The organism is Sulfurimonas sp., assembly GCF_028714975.1.
In the GTDB taxonomy this organism is placed as follows: domain Bacteria; phylum Campylobacterota; class Campylobacteria; order Campylobacterales; family Sulfurimonadaceae; genus Sulfurimonas.
This window is the reverse complement of the sequence record NZ_JAQTLH010000007.1, coordinates 106634-124008: the sequence shown is the minus strand read 5'-3', so window position 1 is coordinate 124008 and position 17375 is coordinate 106634. Positions and strand designations below refer to the sequence as shown.

The window sequence follows — 17375 nt, the reverse complement described above, 5'->3', positions numbered from 1 at the left end:
ATTTACTATCAAATCATACTTATTTGGAGCCAGATTGTACTTATCCAAATCTGCATCTATTTTGGTAATCGTTGAGCCTTTTTTTACTTTACCAAGAGCATAGTCGGATATATCGACGGCATCTACTAAAAATCCCAAATCAGCCAAAAAGTGCGTATTTCTACCCGTTCCGCAAGCCACATCTATAGCTTGACCGACTTTTGCATGTGAGATATATTTCTCTACAAGCGGAGAAACACTCTGCGGCATCGGGTTATCCAAATATCTCTCATTCCATCTCTGTTTATCTTCTTGCATCTTTAATCCTTTACGAAAGTCTATTTCTATAATCTTGATATCCAAACTCTCTAACTACTTCTACACTCTTATCCTCTTTTAGTAAAACAAGAGACGGCAGTTTGATGCCGTTGAAAGTTGTATTTTTAACAAATGTGTAGTGAATTTGGTCTTCAAATATAATTTTATCGCCAATTTTTAGAGGCGTATCAAAAGAGTAATCTCCCATGATGTCACCTGCCAGACAGGTGTTTCCGCCAAATCTGTAAGTATGTTTTTTCTCAAGAGCTTCACCGCTTCCTCTCACCATTGCACGATAAGGCATCGCAAGAGTATCGGGCATATGCGCTTCTGCCGAAGTGTCTAAAATAGCTATATCCATACCGTTATGGACAATATCAAGAACACTGCTAACAAGCACACCCGTCTGCCAGCCTACCGCTTCTCCGGGTTCTAGGTAGACTTCAACGCCGTATTTTGCTCTAAAAGCTTTAATGATATTTATGAGCTTATCGACATCATAACCCTTTTTGGTTATATGGTGACCGCCGCCGAAATTTATGTACTTCATACCTTTAAAGTATTTGGAGAACTTTGCTTCAAATGCCTCTAAAACTTCTTCAAGCGCATCAACATCCTGCTCGCAGAGTGCATGAAAATTTAGTCCTTCGATATGTTCCAAAACTCTCTCGTCAAAATTTGCAAGCGTTGTTCCAAGCCTGCTGTAAAGTCCGCAAGGATTGTAAATATCTTTTGGAGATGATGATTGTTCAGGATTTATTCTTAGTGATAGACTCACGGAAGGGTTTATCTTTTTTACCCTATCGCAATATTTAAAAAGCTGATTTGGCGAGTTGAAAACTATATGATTGGATATGCGTGCTATCTCATCTATATCTTCATCTTTATAAGCCGGCGAATATGTGTGAACTTCAAGATTTTTATCATCTTTTGCAAACTCTTCTCGTGCTAAAAGTGCCTCATGAAGCCCGCTTGAAGTACAACCTTTGAGATACTCTTTTACCAAAGGGAATGTACTCCACATTGCAAAACCTTTAAGAGCCAAAATCACTTTAGCTCCACTCTCAATCTGTACACGATTTAAGATTTCAAGGTTTGCGCGAAGAAGCGACTCATCGCAAATATAGTACGGCGTAGCGATTTTTTCTAAACTATCCATTACTGTTATACTTCTAACTCTTTAACTTGCCAAGGAAGTCCTTGCGTGTTCATCTCTTCCATAAACGGATCAGGATTCATCTGCTCCATGTTAAATACGCCGACTCCGCTCCAGATGCCTTTTAACATAAGTTTTGCGCCTATCATTGCAGGAACTCCCGTTGTATATGATACGCCTTGAGAGTTAGTTTCACGGAAACACTCTTCATGATCTTTTACTTGATAGATGTAGATTTTTCTCTTTTTGCCGTCTTTGATACCCTCGGCAACAATACCTATGTTTGTTTTGCCTTTAGTTCTGCTTCCAAGTGATGCAGGGTCAGGCAAAAGCGTTTTTAAGAACTCAATCGGAGTTATCATCATACCCTTATGCTCAATCGGCTCGATTCCCAACATTCCGACATTTTGAAGAACTTCCATATGTTTTATATAACTTTGTCCGAATGTCATAAAAAATCTAATGCGTTTTAGCCCTTTTATATGTTTAACTAAAGACTCCATCTCTTCATGGTAGAGCAGATAACTATCTTTTGGACCTACTTCAGGATAATCCCAAACTTGCATAATTTCAAGCGGCGCAGTCTCTATCCACTCGCCGTTCTCCCAATATCTGCCGTTTGCCGAAACCTCACGAAGATTGATTTCAGGGTTAAAGTTTGTTGCAAAAGCATAACCGTGATCGCCAGCATTACAATCAAGTATATCTATGGTGTGTATCTCATCAAAGTAGTGTTTTTGAGCATAAGCACAAAATACATTTGTTGCCCCCGGGTCAAAACCGCTTCCCAAAAGCCCCATGATTCCCGCTTCTTTAAACTTCTCGTCTCTTGCCCATTGAAGCTTGTACTCAAATTTTGCTTCGTCGGGATGTTCATAGTTTGCAGTATCAAGGTATGGAGTTTTTGTAGCAATACAAGCATCCATAATTGTCAAATCCTGATAAGGAAGTGCGACATTTATAACTATACTCGGTTTGCATGAGTTTATAAGTTTTATAACTTCATCCGTGCTATCTGCATTAACAGAGGCTACTTCAATAGCCGCATTTGGAAGTTCATTTTTTATATCTTGACATCTCTTTAATGTTCTACTCGCTAGTACTATTTTCCCAAAAACATCCGCATTTTGTACGCATTTATGTACAACTACACGACTAACTCCGCCTGCACCTATTATTAATGTTGTTCTCAAATTTATATCCTTTTTTTACTAATATCACGCCAATCGGAACCCGTCCCGATTGACTACGCTAGCCGCACTGGCACTGAAGCTTGACGCATAAAGCGTCAGATTAATCAACACTTTAAACTTACTACTATCTCTCTTAGCTCATCAGCCTTTATATCATGAGATATAGGCTCGCCAAAGTAGAGCGTTATCTCTCTTTTTCTAAAAAAATTCCTGCTGCCCTCACCTTTGTGTCTTGCAAAAAGACTTCCAAAAACACCGTCTATGTAAAAAGGCACAATAGCGGCACCGCCTCTATCGATAAACTCATAGCCTCTATAAAATTTTGCGACATCGGAACTTCTAGATATTTCGCCTTCCGGAAATATTGCTACAATTTTACCATTTTTTAATTTCATTGAGGTTTCAATAAATGAATCTTTTGAAGCTTTTTGCGATATAGGGATCAAATCGCCTAATTTAAAAATCGGTTTTAGAAATTTATTGTTGTATATATCTTTATCAATCAAAAAAACAACTCTTCTCTCCAGTGGAAGCTGAAGTATAAACCAGTCAATCCAACTAACATGATTTCCCACCAAGAGTATCGGCGTATTTTGTCCAATATGCTTTAACCCTATATATGTACATTTGTAACGGATTTTTAAAATTGACTCAAAAAGAGTCCAAACCGCCATAACAAGATATCTCTTTAAAAGCCTATAGAGCAGATATAATGCGACAACGCCCATAACGAAAAATAGAATTTTTGCATTCATACCGAAGTAGGCAAAAAGAGTAGTGAGCATCAAAAAAGAGAACATAAAAAGCGTTTGAACAAAATTATTTCCCGCCACGATAGTTCCAAGATGGATATCCGGAGAGAGATGCTGAATTTTTGCATTTAGCGGAACCAAAAGCATACCGCTAAAGAGTCCAAAAAGAACAAATTCTATTCCCAAAAACAGCGTGTTTGTCGTAAACGGGATAGCAAAAAGCATAAACGCAATGCCTAATGCGCTAAGTGTTGAGAGTCCGCTGTTTATATAGTATCTTGAAAAAGCGGACGACAACATAGAACCAAAAACTATGCCGATGACCGAAAAAGTCATTACACCCTGAACAATAATCGTATTTGTAATGCCAAGCTCACTCTTTGCGTACTCGCCGAAAATTGCCAACACGACCTGAGAGATTGACCAAAAAAGGCTAAGTGCTATCACGGAGTCAAAAACCTCTTTTTTTCTTCTAAGCATTATCAAGTTTTTCTTCAGATAAAAACCTTTTATGTATTTGGCAAACTCAAATTTTTTGCGAGTTGCTTTTATCATCTTGTTTGGCAGCTTCAAAGTCAGCATATACTCGACAACCGAACCCAAAACCAAAAGCCACCCAAGCGGCGCTATGGTTTTTAAGATATCCTCTTTTGTAGCAAAAACATCGCCTAAAAGCGTCTCAAACAGTATGGTATATACTATAATCCCAAGTAAAATCGCACTTGTCGTAATAGCTTGAAGCATACCGTTTCCATCGCTTATATGCTTTATGCCGACTAACTCTTTTATATATCCGTATTTTGCGGGACTGTAAAGCGCACTTTGAAGGGCAAGTAAAAATGTAAGGGCAAAAGCGGTAAAAAACCAACCTTGATAATAAGAAAAAGTGATAACAAGAGTGATAAAAACAGCTAAAAGAGCAGCGTGCTTCATAACAATATTTTTTGCAAATCTGTCACTTAGATAGCCGGATGGAGAAAATACCAAGATAAAAGGAAGAAGCATCAAAGCATTTACAATCGCGCTCAGTATTATCTGAGTCGTTCCGTCATAAACCTTAAAAACGGTATTTTGGATGATTATCTTATGACCTAAATCCGTAAATGCGTTTAAAAAAACAACTGCTAAATAGTTTATAACTCCGACGATTGCAAACATTTTTTTCATGTAAAATCAATCGTCCTTAGCAACTAGTATCGTACTCCAACCCTCATAATAGCCGTGATCTTTTTTAATAAGCAGATATAACTCTTCTACAACTTTTCTCACATCCTCATTTGTCACGGGATGTTTTTTTACAAGTGCCACGCCATACTCAAACTCTTCGCTACTGATATCATCTTTAAATTCAAACCCGCATATCAGGGCATTTTGTATAAATCTCTCTTTTTGGGTAGCAGTGTCAAACGAGACATAATGTTCTACATCTCTTGGGGTTGAGAGTTCATCGCCCTCTTCTTCAAGCAAAAATATGATTTTATCACTCTCGATATTGTGAAACTCCAACTCAGTCGGAAAAAGGTTTTTATGGTAAAAATCCCATTTTGCATCTTTTACGACGCTGCACTCATATTTATAACCGCTGTTTTTTAGCATTTGCGCAACAACCGATTCTAAATTTTTTGAATTTTTTGCGTAAAAATAAAACTCATGCCAACCGTCATTTATTCTAGTACCGACATATTTAGCCTTGTTTTCATGCTCAAGAGCGATTATCAAAGACTCTTTTGTTTCTAAAAATTCATCAAAACTATCACTGTTTTCACTAATATTAGCCGATTTTACAAATACGCTAAACAACCAAGGATTAGAACCCTCAAAATCCTCTGCGCCAATATCTACTTCTATATCAACCGAGTCGGAGTCTTGTGTTCTATTAAATATTTCTCTCATATGCCGACTCTATGTTGGAGTTCTTCTACAACTAACAATTTATAACTTCATTAATCTCTAATCCAAATCCGCTAAGTCCGACAAACTCGGTATGGCTTAATGATGTAATGAGATTCATTTTAGATACGCCGAAAGATTTCAGTATCTGCGCGCCTATCCCGAACTCTTTCATAGCGGCATTATCGTTATGAGTAGGTTTGTTTATAAAAATCAGCACACCGCTGTTTTGTTTTAGATACTCGATAGAAGCTATAAGATTACTATACTTTTTCTGATTTAAAAGCAGTTCCATATCGGGTATCACATTGTGAACTCTCACATTTGCAACTGAAGCCACGCTATGAAACACGATTGCGGTATGCTCTATCTTGTCGTGATCTAAAAAAGTATATTTTTTAACTTTTGTACCGAAAAATTCTATATCTTCAACACCGATTTCATTTACAAGTCTCTCATTTGCAAGACGATATTCAACTATATCGGATATAAAAACAGTTTTAAGGTTGTGCTTTTCACCGAAAATATCCAAATCATCGCGTCGTGCCATCGTGCCGTCTTCTTTGATTATTTCACAGATGACCGATGATTCGCTAAGTCCTGCCAAACGGCATAAATCAACAGAGCCCTCCGTATGTCCGGTTCTAACAAGTGTTCCGCCGTCTTTTGCTATTAGAGGAAAAATATGACCGGGTTTTACCAGTTCATCCGCATGGCTTATCGGATTTGCCAAAATCTTGATGGTTTCATCTCTCTCTGAAGCTGAAATCCCTGTTAGTGCATTTTTAGCGTCAACAGAAACAGTAAATGCCGTCTCGTACGAAGATGTATTTGAACTTACCATCGGATTTAAAGATAGACGAGTTGCAATTTTTTTACTTATTGCGACACAGATAAGCCCTCTTGCATGTGTTGCCATAAAGTTTACGTGAGCGGGAGTCGAAAATGCGGAGGCATATACCAAATCGCCCTCGTTTTCTCTATCCTCATCATCAACCATAATGACCATATGCCCTTTTTTTATCTCATCAATCGCTTCTAATACTCTTTGAATCGGTGTCATATATACTTCTTTATTTTAATTGCGCGAATTATATATAAAAGTTGATTAATTTTAGTTCAAAGAGTTTTTCTAAATTTAACCGCAATCTACTTGACAAAGAGAGCTTATTTACCTATAATTCCACTCCAACAAACATCTTATGGTAGTTTGTTAAACAACGCGGAATAGAGCAGTTCGGTAGCTCGTCGGGCTCATAACCCGAAGGTCATAGGTTCAAATCCTATTTCCGCAACCAATTCTTTTTCTTTTATTATTTTGGGGTATCGCCAAGCGGTAAGGCACTGGTTTTTGGTACCAGTATTCAGGGGTTCGAATCCCTTTACCCCATCCACAAAATCCCCTATTTTAGGTAATGTCGCGGAATAGAGCAGTTCGGTAGCTCGTCGGGCTCATAACCCGAAGGTCATAGGTTCAAATCCTATTTCCGCAACCAAAAATCTCACCTATTTAACAAACATAAATTATTTCAATGCCCATTCAACAATAGCCGAAATAGCCTATAAGATGATATAATACTCAAAAACGGGGTGTATCGGATGAATATAATCAATATTTCAAAACAAAAAATATTTGACAATAAAAATCAGGTATATGCTTATGAACTTGTTTTTATGGACGACTCAAATAATGAGGCGGGGCTCTCTTCTAAGGTTAAAGGCACTGCGCAACTCATTATGAGTTCTATTGCAAACAAAGAACTAGATAAATTATTGGGCAATAAAACCGTAGCTTTGGTAAATATAGATGAAGAAGCACTTTTAAAAGGCATTTTAGATGTTTTAGACAAAGATAGATTTATTTTAAATATCTTAGAAAATATAGATTTGACGGAGAATGTACTGGCAAAAATCATACAGTACAGAAAAAGAGGGTTTAGGCTCTCGCTTGAGCATTTTGACTCCAGTGCGCCTATGCTCTCAAAATTTAGCAGATTGTTTAACTATATCGACATTATAAAAATGGATATAGTTCTTTCCGAGCCTGAAAATTTGGAAAAAGTTATGGCTAAATTTAAAGGCGGAAGAGTCAAACTTTTAGCTCAAAATATAGAGACTAAAGAAGATTTGAAAAAATATACGGATATGGGTTTTGACTATTTTCAGGGTTATTACTTGGATAAGCCTGAAGTTATGGAGATTGTCGGCTCAAAAGAACCCGCTCAATTTATAATACTGCAACTCATTAAAATCATAAAAGATAACAACAGCACCGAGCAGTTAGAGTTTTTTATAAAAAAACAGCCCGATTTATCATATAAACTTATCCAATTTTTCAATAATTCAAGAAGTTTTAATGTGAGAATTGAGTCTTTAACTCAGGTAATTACCCTGCTTGGCAGGGATAAGCTCCTTAGATGGCTGCTAGTGTATCTCTACTCCGAGACTTCCAAAAATCCTGCCTCTAAAAGCATCTTAGCTCTTGCTATAAAAAGAGCCCAGAGGATGGAAGCAGAAGCCGAGCCGAAGAAAAAAGACAAGGCTTATTTGGCAGGAATGTTCTCTATGCTTAGCTCTATCTTTGAAACGGATATTAAAGAGTTGATGTATCATATAGATATGGATAGCGATATAACCTCTTTAGTTCTGGAAAAAAAAGGGATTTTTGCCCCTAGTTTACTCAGAGCAGAAAAAGCAGAAAAAGAGTATCTTAAAAAAATGATGTTAGAAAATTTTGAAAAGCTCAATACTACCGACTTGATATATACGCTGGAGTACGGCGGTATTGAGATAGATAAAAGCAAGCTCTAAAGGTCATAAGGTTCAAACCCTGTTTTATAATTTGTTTTGATAGTTATACCAAGTTTTAACCGCTTGTGCCAACACTACATATCCCAGCATCATTGCAAACAGTATCGGCCAATACATTTGCGGTAAAGCACTCAGACCAAGAGCCTCTGAAAAAAGGGAATAAGGTAACCAAATAGCAAGTACCATAACCAATGATGTCATAATCAGAACCGGCGCACTTGCCATACTTTGTATAAAAGGAATTTTATCCGTACGTAAAATATGGACAATCATAATTTGAGATACCAAAGATTCCACGAACCAGCCTGTTTGAAAGAGAGATTGATTATGCCAGCCATTAAATACATACAGCATTACGGCAAATAAAATATAGTCAAATAATGAACTTACCGGTCCCATAACAAACATAAATCTGCGTAATCCGTCAATATCCCATTTCCGTGGTTTGGCAATAAATTCCGGATCGACATTATCCGTCGGAGTTGCCGCCTGTGATAGGTCGTATAAAAAATTATTCGTCAAAATTTGTATAGGACGCATCGGTAAAAACGGAAGAAAAATACTTGCCCCCAAGACACTAAACATATTTCCAAAATTTGAACTTGCTCCCATCTTAATGTATTTTACAATATTGCCAAACACCTCCCTGCCGCTTACTACCCCCTCTTGTAAAACCAAAAGACTTTTTTCCAAAAGTATCATATCCGCACTCTCTTTAGCGATGTCCGTAGCCGTATCGACAGAGAGACCGACATCTGCCATCCGTAAGGCAGGAGCATCATTGATACCGTCTCCTAAAAATCCGGTTGTATGTCCATTTTGGTTTAATGCATGGACTATACGTGCTTTATTATCCGGTGAAAGCTTGACAAACAGATTGGCTTCTTCCACTGCAAGTTTAAGTGCATCATCACTCATGGCATCAATCTGTGATCCTTTATAAATACCACTTACCGCTAAGCCAACATCGTGACATATTTTTCGAGTTACTATATCGTTGTCTCCCGTCAAAACTTTGACCGTTACACCGTAGAGAGCCAGCGCTTCAAGAGCTCCTTTTGCACTCTCTTTTGGAGGATCAAGAAAGGCGATAAAGCCGTTTAAAATCAAAGCAGATTCATCTGATGATGAATAGATTGTTTGAACCGGAGAAACCTCCTTGGAAGCGACTGCTATGACCCTAAATCCGTCTTCATTTAATCGTTGTACGGTTTGAAAAGCAAGCTTTTTCATACTCTCATCAAGCCCAACGATGCTTCCATCATGATCTGCAGCCGTACACAACGGTAATATCTCTTCGACAGCCCCTTTTGTAATCATCAAATGTGCTTTTGACACATCATTTTTTTCAACGATCACCGACATCCGTTTACGGATAAAATCAAAGGGTATTTCATCAATTTTGGAGGTATAAAGGCTCATAGGAAGGTGTTCATATTGAGCATATTTCAATACGGCCGTATCAAGAAGATTTTTTAATCCTGTTTGGTAATGGCTATTTAAATAAGCCAGTTCAATAACATGAGCATTGTCATTGCCTGCAATATCGATATGGCGTTCTAAAATAATTGTATCTTGTGTCAGTGTGCCTGTTTTATCTGTACATAAAACATCCATTGCACCAAAGTTTTGAATCGCATGGAGGTTTTTGACTATTACTTTTTTTCGTGAAAGGTTCAATGCCCCTTTTGCAAGATTAACTGTAACTATCATAGGCAGCATCTCAGGTGCAAGACCTACAGCCACGGATAATCCAAACAAAAAAGCTTCTGCCCAATTATGTTTTAGCAACCCATTTACCACGATTACAAGCGGGGCCATGATAAGCATAAAGGTCATCATCATCCATGTAAATTTCTGAATTCCTATATCAAATGTAGTCGGATCGGGTGTACGCTGCAAGCTACTTGCTATTGACCCGACATACGTCTCTTTACCGGTTTGGAGGACAATGCCGATTGCAGTACCACTCTCAATATTACTTCCCATGTAACATATATTGGCAAGATCAAAAAGTGTGTCGGTTGCCTGTTCATGACTTTCTGGGAACTTCTCTACAGGCAAGGCTTCCCCTGTCAGTGTTGATTGATTAACAAACAAATCTTTAGAAACAAGAATTCTTATATCGGCAGGAACAATATCACCGGCTCCCAAATGGATAATATCACCGGGGACAAGCATTGAAAGAGGAATTTCGAACAAATCATCACTCTGTTTAAAACGCCTGACCGTAACGCTTGATGAAACAATAGCATTAAGCTTCTCGGCAGCTTTTCCGGAGCGAATCTCCTGTGTAAATGACAAGATAACACTAATTAAAGTCATACCGCCTATGACGGAAGCTGAACGGAAATCTTCGATATAAAAAACATTAATCGCCGCCAGTACAAGAAGCATCAATGTTAAGGGGTCTTTGAATTTTGATAAAAAAATTAGTATCAGATGCTTTTTTTGTTTATCGGCAATAATATTTAAACCATAACGTTTAATACGAGAATGTACTTCACTATCCGTTAAACCGTTTTCACGACTTTTAAAATAGTGATATAGTTCATCGGATGTAAGTGTTGAAAATCTACGGATATCTTTGGCGTGCGGCAAACTCTCATGTAATTGTTGATCCGGCAGAGAGAGTCGAAAGAGATCCAGTGCACGAAAATGGTGTTTCATTTAAGGTTTCTTTGCAAAATATTTTTCCAACTTATATAAATTTCTTTATTATCCCTATATCTTTGTTCTACTTAAAATTTTTATTTAGCTATAATCACAAAAATTATTATAGCAAAAATAAAAAAAGTTTTTTTGTCTGATATTTTAATTGAGGAGGGATACTTATGGTAAATGCTTTTATAAAAAAAGGTATAAAATTAGAAGTCATTGAAAATTTTTCTATCTTAGAAAAAGAGAATGATACGACTAATATTATTTGGATTGATATGATTTCTCCCTCAATTGAAGAGATAAAAACAGTTGAATCAATATTTAATATAAAATTCCCGACAAAACAAGAGAGCGAAGAGATTGAGCTAAGTTCTAGATATTGGGAAGAAGATAATAGAATCGAGATTAATAGTTACTTCCTTATTAATGCCGATAGTGCAGCTGCTTTTAATGAAACTGTTTCTTTTATATTGCAAGATGATCTTCTTATTTCAATCAGATATAAAAATTTAGAAAGTTTCAATACTTTCATAAGAAAATTATTAAATTCACCGAAAGAGTTTAAAAACGGATACTCTGTATTTTGCGAAATTATTGATATTAGAATCGATGCGGATGCCGATATTATTGAAAATCTATCAAAAGAGATAGCAAAAATCAGAAAGCATGTCTTTACCGATTATGCTAATGATGATGAGGAGATATTGGAAAGAATCTCTTCATTTGAAGATTTAAATATGAAAATCAGAGAGAACTTAACAGATAAACAGAGAATTTTAACTACGCTTTTAAAGTCCAATAAATACAGTGATGATAAAAATATAATACCTATTATGATTAAAGATATAAAATCTTTGATTGAGTATACAAATTTTAATTTTGAAAGATTGGATTATTTACAAAATATATTTATCGGTGTTTTAAATATTGAACAAAATAAAGTTATAAAAATATTTACCATTGTAAATGTGATATTTTTACCGCCGACTCTTATTGCAAGCATTTACGGTATGAACTTTGATATACTGCCTGAACTTCACTGGGAGTATGGTTACCTCTTTTCAATTGCCTTGATGGTGCTATCTTCAGTTACGCCTATCTTGATTTTTAAAAAGAAAGGCTGGATCTAAAGATTTACTTTAAATTGAGCAATATCCAATTCCATAAGATAGGCATCACATCCGTCAAGATAAAAAGCTTTAAGGTTTTTAACAATATTAAAACCTAGTTTTTTATACAAAGATATCGCCGCGCTATTATCTATGCGTACTTCAAGAAGCAAACGCTTAAAACCTAAAAATACTAACTCCCTAGATACTAACTCCAAAAGCTTTTTCGCAATTTTTCTGCCGCGGTAAGGCTCACCGACTCCGATAGAGTATAGTTTAGCATTAGCGCGTTTAATCAACACCAAAACATAGCCTGCGATATTGTTGTCAATTTCTGCTACATAAAGCATGTTGTTTCGTATATGATATGCAAAAGAGCCTCTTGATAAAGGAAAATTCTCTGCCGAAAAAAGCTTTTGTTCTAATGCATAGAGCGAAGCAGCATCTTTTTGCTCTGCTTTGCGAATTATCATTTTTGATAAATCGTATATTTAGGTACAAGCTTAAACGGACGATAAGACATTTTTACTTTGCGAAGATTCTCAAATCCCATATCATCACCGACATTTATATATGTTACGCCGTAATGCTCTTTAAGCATTTTTGAAAACTCTCTAAAAATAAACTGAGCACATCCAAAAATTTCAAAATCTGTTTTTTCTATAATAACCGTTGCCGTATCTTGGCTGATACGCTCTCCTACGGTAAAACCTTTAAGCTCACCGTTTATATATATAACAAGACCTTTAAGAGAGAGTTCTCCATAATGTTTTAACATCTGTTTTATAGCATGTCTTTCTTGATGAATACCCTCTAAAAACACTTCGGCTTCCTCTTTTGGCATATACTTAACCCTGTCGGATACCCACTTGTCAAAAAGATGTATAATCTCATCTTTGTGCTTTACACTGTCTAGCTGTTCAACTACATAATCAGGATATGACTTTACAAATTTATTTATCTCTGTTCTTTTTGTATGGTAGCTATTTCCGCGAAGTTCAATCAGAGCATTTACTTCATAAACATAATCAACCAATTTTTTTTCAACGACATATGATTCAAGCATCTCAAACATACTCTCGGCTTCATCGGTATTTTGTAAAAACTCTTCAAGCATGGAGCCTTGCACATAGTCGATTCGTGAGTAGTAAGGGGAGCTATTGTTCTCATTCATAACTTCAAAACATTTTACTATTGCATCCGTTATGTGTTTTTTCTTTCCGATTGGAGGCAGCAGCATAGTAAGTTCACCGCCGGTCATAATAAAGAGGCAAAAACATTTATTTATAATTGCATAAAATCCGCTGCTGTTAGCAAGCCATATATAATTTGCTGCAAAAGTATAGTCGCTTAAATCTACATCAATTTTTGCAAGATACTCTTCCATAATAGGTTTAGTAGCTATTGTAAATCGTTTTAACTTCTGTTTATTGATCGTTAAGCTTCCCATGAAAATCCTCTTTTATTATAAATTAAACGCAATAATACATCTTTTTTTTATATTTTAAGAAAAAAATTTTGAAGATGACCGTCATTACAAGCCTATTTAAATAGTTCTCCAATTAAGGCTAATATAAGGCGATTATATCTATAATTCCACCCGTTTTACAAAACAGATATAACAAAATATTTACTGCACTTTTTTACACCTATTGGGGTATAGCCAAGCGGTAAGGCAACTGGTTTTGGTCCAGTCATTCAGGGGTTCGAATCCCTTTACCCCATCCACACAACATCGAAAATCAAGAAAATAAACTTACATATACTTCGGAATCAAATTTTTAATTTTTTTATAAATTCTTTCAAAGTCAGTCGAATAAACTCTATTTTGCGCAATCGCAGTAATAAAATTTGTATCTCTCTCCCATCGTGGAACTAGATGCATATGAATATGCTCGGCTATCCCTGCCCCGCCAGCTTTTCCTAAATTCATCCCGATATTTACTCCGTGAGCGCCAAAACCCTCTTTTAAAAGCCTTACGCCATTTTGAGCCAGTGCACTTATATGAAGCCAAGTTTGACTCGGCAAATCTTCTAGTTTATCGGTATGAAGATGAGGAATAATCATAAAATGTCCCGGAGTGTACGGATAGCGGTTCATTACTATAAAACAGTGTTCGTCTCTATATAAAACATGAAGCTCTTCATCTTCTTGCTCATTGGCGCTAATATGACAAAAGACGCAACCCTCAACCTCTTTGCCTGCTATATACTCATCTCGCCACGGGGCATATAAAATATCTTTCATCGACTTTTCCTCTCTTTATGCGCCTTTTATATAAAATTCGGAGCGTCGTTTGCAAATAGTATGATATCTCCTGCTCTTGTATGCTCTACAAGTGCCTCTTGCATTTTTGATTTATCGCCTAACATAATTTTATTTTTCACTTTTAGATTTTTATCAAACAGCTCTGCATTTAGCGCACCGGTAACGATAACAGTATCAAAAACGCTATTTATCGCATCAATTAGTTTTAAATTCAGCTCATAACTGCTCTCAACCAACCCCGGCGTTACTATAACTTTTCTGCCGTTATGCAAAGAACAGAGTCGTACGGCTTCAAGCATACCGTCTATATTTCCGTTATAACCGTCATCAAGGATGAGTTTTCCGCCGGCTTTTATCATTTGAAGTCTATGCTCAACTGGAGTTAGTTTGCTCACCGCACTTTGTATCTCTTCATCGCTTAGGCCAAATTTTTTTGCTATTTGAGCGGCAACGGAGATATTCATAGTTTGAAAAGAGCCTAAAACATTCGTACGCAGTGAGAGAGTATTTCCCTCTATGTTTAACTCAAAATCGGTTCCGTCTAACCGTGCATCGACATTTTCTATCTCATCGCCGAAAAATGTGACTTTTGGATGCGGCTCATTTGTAACGGATGTATGGATAAAAGCGCGCTCCAGTCTAGGGGATTGCATAATTTCTAGTTTTGTTGCGATAATATTTTGCAGACTCTTAAAGTACTCAATATGTGCAAGTCCTACTTTTCCCACTACAACCGTTTGAGGTTCCAAGAATGTTGTTATCTCATAAATATCTCCGCTCTCTCTAGCTCCCGCTTCACAAACATAAATCTGGGTATCGCTCGGCAAAGATTCGTTTACATCTCTAATAATTCCGCCGATGGTATTTACGCTTCTGGGAGTCGCATAGACTCTATACTTTTTACTTAATATCTCTGCAACAAAGTTTTTAATGCTTGTTTTACCGTAACTCCCCGTAATTGCTATAATTTGCAGTTTGTCCATACTTCTAAGCTTATTTTTCGCCTCTTTTTTAAACGAAAGAAACAAAAACTTCTCAATTGCCAAACTTCCTGCATAAGCAAGTGCCAAAGGCATAAAAACGCCGTATGTTTCACACGCCGACTTTAGGGTGCAAAGAACATCTTGAAAAAATACCAAAGAAATTAGAAGAATCAAAAATCTCTTTACTCTCCATGTCAAAACCAGCTTCTTATCGAGATTTTTATACCAAAAAAACATCGCAGGCAAAACCGCAAAAAAGAAAAATATGCTAAAAAATTTACCTGTCGTGTAGTAGGCAACAAACGGAATCAAAAAGTAGACAAGATGCCAGTGCGGTTTATGATGTTTAAGAATCACACGAGAGATTTTATAATCATACCATTGAAGATTTGTGATAAGATACCAACCCAAAACAGCCACAAAAAGTAGATTCGTGATAAATGCTATAACTATTTCATAATTTGGCATTACTTATGCTCCAATGTTTTTAAAAATGTTTTTTCTATATTATCCGATATATCTTCGGCATTTTTCATAAAAAAGTAGTGGTCGCCCTCATAGACTATAAGTTTAGAATCTTTGATAAGCTTATTTATCTTTTGCGCACTGCTTAGAGGCGTTGCCGTATCCTCTTTTCCCCAACATAAAAGAGCTTTTCCTTTGTAATGAGAAAATTCTTTAGAAAAATCCTCATCTACGACATTTTTAAAAGTTTGATACATCGGTTCGCTCAATTTTTTTGCATCATTTGCTACAAAAAACTCTCTAAATTTAGCCAACCCAAATATTTTTAAAAATTTAAAAAGTGCTATTTTAGCTCTTACTTTAAAGGGCTTAGGAACATAAATCCCTGCACTTGCAACCAAAACAAGCACCTCAGGCTCAAGCAGAAGTGCAATCTTTCCGCCAAAGGAGTGCCCTAGTATTATATCTTTAGAGGCATTGAGATGAATCATAAGAAGTTCTACTACTCTTGCGTAGTCTTTCGTGGTAAGTGCCAGATTGCAAGTTGAGCTTCCAAACCCCGGTAAATCTATGTAAATATGACGAAAACTATCCATATAAGGCGAAAAAAATTGTTTCATCAAATTTTTATTGCTACCCCATCCATGCAAAATTATCAAATCAACTTTAGCTTGCGGATTTAAAATCTCGTAGCTTATATCTAAAGTATGTTGATTGTATTGGATCGACTTTATAGCCATTATTTACCTTTTGCTTTAGATATTGAATGGATATAGTCATAATTTACTCTTGCTCTTTTTGCATGGGGAAGTGAATTTGAGAGTAACTCTATGGAGCCTTTGAAATCTTCAAAAAGGTAGTTAGCCATAGATCCCGGAATAGGATTTATCTCATTAAGATAAACTTCGCCATCAATTACAAAGAAATCACATCTTATAAGTGCGCCTTCAAATAAATCTTTATAAACTTTTTCAAAATTTGCTCTTAGTTTAGTTTCTAGCTCTTTACTCACTTCTGCTTTTAAAACCTGCTCGCTTCTTGAAAAGTCCATATATTTTTTTTCAAAATCTAAAAACTCCTCTTTGTGAGGCTCTTCTACGATAGAGAAGTAGAATTTTCCATCTGCGCTAAAACCTGCCAAATTATACTCTTTGACACCTTGAATAAACGGTTCTACTATAACGCTGCTGTCAAATTCAAACGCACTATCGAGTGCATAATCAAGTTCGCCCTCTTCTTTTACAATGCTGACTCCGATAGAACTTCCGAGTCTTGAAGGTTTTACGATAACAGGATATGGAGTTTTTATATTGTTATGCTCTTTTAAGCTTAACTCTTCATATTTTAGACTTTTTATGCCTCTTGCATCACAAAGCCATTTTGTGTATCTTTTGTCATATGAAAACACGCTGGCGTCGATTCTAGGACCTATATATTTGATAGAGAAAAAATCCAAAAGCGCGGCAATAGTACCGTCTTCTCCGTCTGCTCCGTGGATAAGATTTAAAAATACTCCGCCGTGTTCTACGGAACTAAACAGCCCTTTTTGCACGAAAGCTCCATGTGTGAGAGAGAGCTTAGGCATTTTTTTATGCTCGCCTTTTGAAAAGGTTACTGCTTTCATTTTTGAAGGCTCTATTAGATAAAATGTATGATCTTGATCACAAAAAATAAAACTAGGCTCAAAACCGGATAACTTCTGTTTAAGAGTAATAGCACTCACTATGCTAATTTCGTGTTCAAAACTAGCTCCGCCGAATAAAATAGTTAATTTCAATATAATTTCCTT

The 17375-nt window shown here is 36.4% G+C and carries 15 protein-coding genes and 4 tRNA genes; 6 read left to right on the top strand and 13 right to left on the bottom strand.

From position 1 onward, the window contains the following. The 6 genes from PHQ93_RS07825 to PHQ93_RS07800 form a co-directional block, all read right to left on the bottom strand. The coding region (locus PHQ93_RS07825) for a bifunctional 2-polyprenyl-6-hydroxyphenol methylase/3-demethylubiquinol 3-O-methyltransferase UbiG (protein ID WP_299942855.1) at positions 1–297 on the bottom strand (297 nt) is incomplete at its 3' end. A 10-nt stretch (positions 298–307) separates the two neighbouring features. Next, entirely contained in the window at positions 308–1456 is a 1149-nt protein-coding gene (gene nspC, locus PHQ93_RS07820) for a carboxynorspermidine decarboxylase (RefSeq protein ID WP_299942853.1), read from the bottom strand. 5 nt (positions 1457–1461) lie between these two features. Beyond that, the gene (locus tag PHQ93_RS07815) at positions 1462–2646 is read right to left on the bottom strand and encodes a saccharopine dehydrogenase family protein (protein ID WP_299942851.1); all 1185 of its coding nucleotides are present in this window, start codon (positions 2644–2646) and stop codon (positions 1462–1464) included. Between the two features lie 104 nt (positions 2647–2750). Continuing rightward, complete coding sequence (locus tag PHQ93_RS07810; RefSeq protein WP_299942849.1) at positions 2751–4565, bottom strand: MFS transporter; 1815 nt, start codon at positions 4563–4565, stop codon at positions 2751–2753. 6 nt (positions 4566–4571) lie between these two features. Next, positions 4572–5291, bottom strand: coding sequence for a DUF695 domain-containing protein (locus PHQ93_RS07805; protein ID WP_299942847.1), 720 nt, complete (start codon positions 5289–5291; stop codon positions 4572–4574). A gap of 31 nt (positions 5292–5322) precedes the next feature. After that, positions 5323–6351 carry a bifunctional 3,4-dihydroxy-2-butanone 4-phosphate synthase/GTP cyclohydrolase II gene (locus PHQ93_RS07800; protein WP_299942844.1) on the bottom strand — a complete coding sequence of 343 codons (1029 nt, stop codon included), beginning with the start codon at positions 6349–6351 and terminating at the stop codon, positions 5323–5325. A 158-nt stretch (positions 6352–6509) separates the two neighbouring features. On the opposite strand from PHQ93_RS07800, the gene PHQ93_RS07795 reads away from it, so the two are divergent. The 4 genes from PHQ93_RS07795 to PHQ93_RS07780 all read left to right on the top strand — a co-directional run bounded on the left by PHQ93_RS07795 (position 6510) and on the right by PHQ93_RS07780 (position 8099). Beyond that, positions 6510–6586 (top strand) — tRNA-Met (locus PHQ93_RS07795). 21 nt (positions 6587–6607) lie between these two features. Then, a tRNA-Gln gene (locus tag PHQ93_RS07790) sits at positions 6608–6682 on the top strand. Positions 6683–6707: 25 nt separating this feature from the next. Continuing rightward, positions 6708–6784: transfer RNA gene (locus PHQ93_RS07785), tRNA-Met, on the top strand. Between the two features lie 103 nt (positions 6785–6887). Beyond that, positions 6888–8099, top strand: a complete 1212-nt coding sequence (locus PHQ93_RS07780) for an EAL domain-containing protein (RefSeq protein ID WP_299942842.1) — start codon at positions 6888–6890, stop codon at positions 8097–8099. 24 nt (positions 8100–8123) lie between these two features. Here PHQ93_RS07780 and mgtA read toward each other — a convergent pair whose 3' ends face one another. Further along, on the bottom strand, positions 8124–10769 hold the full coding sequence (mgtA, locus tag PHQ93_RS07775) for a magnesium-translocating P-type ATPase (protein ID WP_299942840.1): 2646 nt from the start codon (positions 10767–10769) through the stop codon (positions 8124–8126). 164 nt (positions 10770–10933) lie between these two features. Between mgtA and corA the strand changes: the two genes are divergently transcribed. Next, positions 10934–11890, top strand: coding sequence for a magnesium/cobalt transporter CorA (gene corA / locus PHQ93_RS07770; RefSeq protein ID WP_299942838.1), 957 nt, complete (start codon positions 10934–10936; stop codon positions 11888–11890). On the opposite strand, the gene rimI is transcribed toward corA, so the two are convergent. Together rimI and PHQ93_RS07760 are read right to left on the bottom strand one after the other, a co-directional pair. After that, positions 11887–12342, bottom strand: a complete 456-nt coding sequence (gene rimI, locus PHQ93_RS07765) for a ribosomal protein S18-alanine N-acetyltransferase (protein ID WP_299942836.1) — start codon at positions 12340–12342, stop codon at positions 11887–11889. The genes corA and rimI overlap by 4 nt on opposite strands. Then, positions 12339–13319 (bottom strand): phosphatidylglycerol lysyltransferase domain-containing protein, encoded by a 981-nt coding sequence (locus PHQ93_RS07760; RefSeq protein WP_299942834.1) that lies wholly within the window; start codon positions 13317–13319, stop codon positions 12339–12341. Before PHQ93_RS07760 ends, rimI begins: the two co-directional genes overlap by 4 nt. Before the next feature lie 203 nt (positions 13320–13522). Here PHQ93_RS07760 and PHQ93_RS07755 point away from each other — a divergent pair. Beyond that, a tRNA-Gln gene (locus PHQ93_RS07755) sits at positions 13523–13597 on the top strand. Between the two features lie 28 nt (positions 13598–13625). Here PHQ93_RS07755 and PHQ93_RS07750 read toward each other — a convergent pair. From PHQ93_RS07750 to PHQ93_RS07735, 4 genes are read right to left on the bottom strand one after another with little or no spacing between them, the layout of a single operon-like run. Then, positions 13626–14117, bottom strand: a complete 492-nt coding sequence (locus PHQ93_RS07750) for an HIT domain-containing protein (RefSeq protein ID WP_299942832.1) — start codon at positions 14115–14117, stop codon at positions 13626–13628. A 26-nt stretch (positions 14118–14143) separates the two neighbouring features. Continuing rightward, the gene (locus PHQ93_RS07745; protein ID WP_299942830.1) at positions 14144–15589 is read right to left on the bottom strand and encodes a UDP-N-acetylmuramoyl-tripeptide--D-alanyl-D-alanine ligase; all 1446 of its coding nucleotides are present in this window, start codon (positions 15587–15589) and stop codon (positions 14144–14146) included. After that, positions 15589–16326: an alpha/beta hydrolase gene (locus tag PHQ93_RS07740; protein ID WP_299942828.1), complete on the bottom strand. Its 738-nt coding sequence runs from the start codon at positions 16324–16326 to the stop codon at positions 15589–15591. Before PHQ93_RS07740 ends, PHQ93_RS07745 begins: the two co-directional genes overlap by 1 nt. Continuing rightward, on the bottom strand, positions 16326–17363 hold the full coding sequence (locus tag PHQ93_RS07735) for a D-alanine--D-alanine ligase (protein ID WP_299942826.1): 1038 nt from the start codon (positions 17361–17363) through the stop codon (positions 16326–16328). The genes PHQ93_RS07740 and PHQ93_RS07735 overlap by 1 nt, the downstream gene beginning before the upstream one ends. Between the last annotated feature and the right edge of the window lie 12 nt (positions 17364–17375).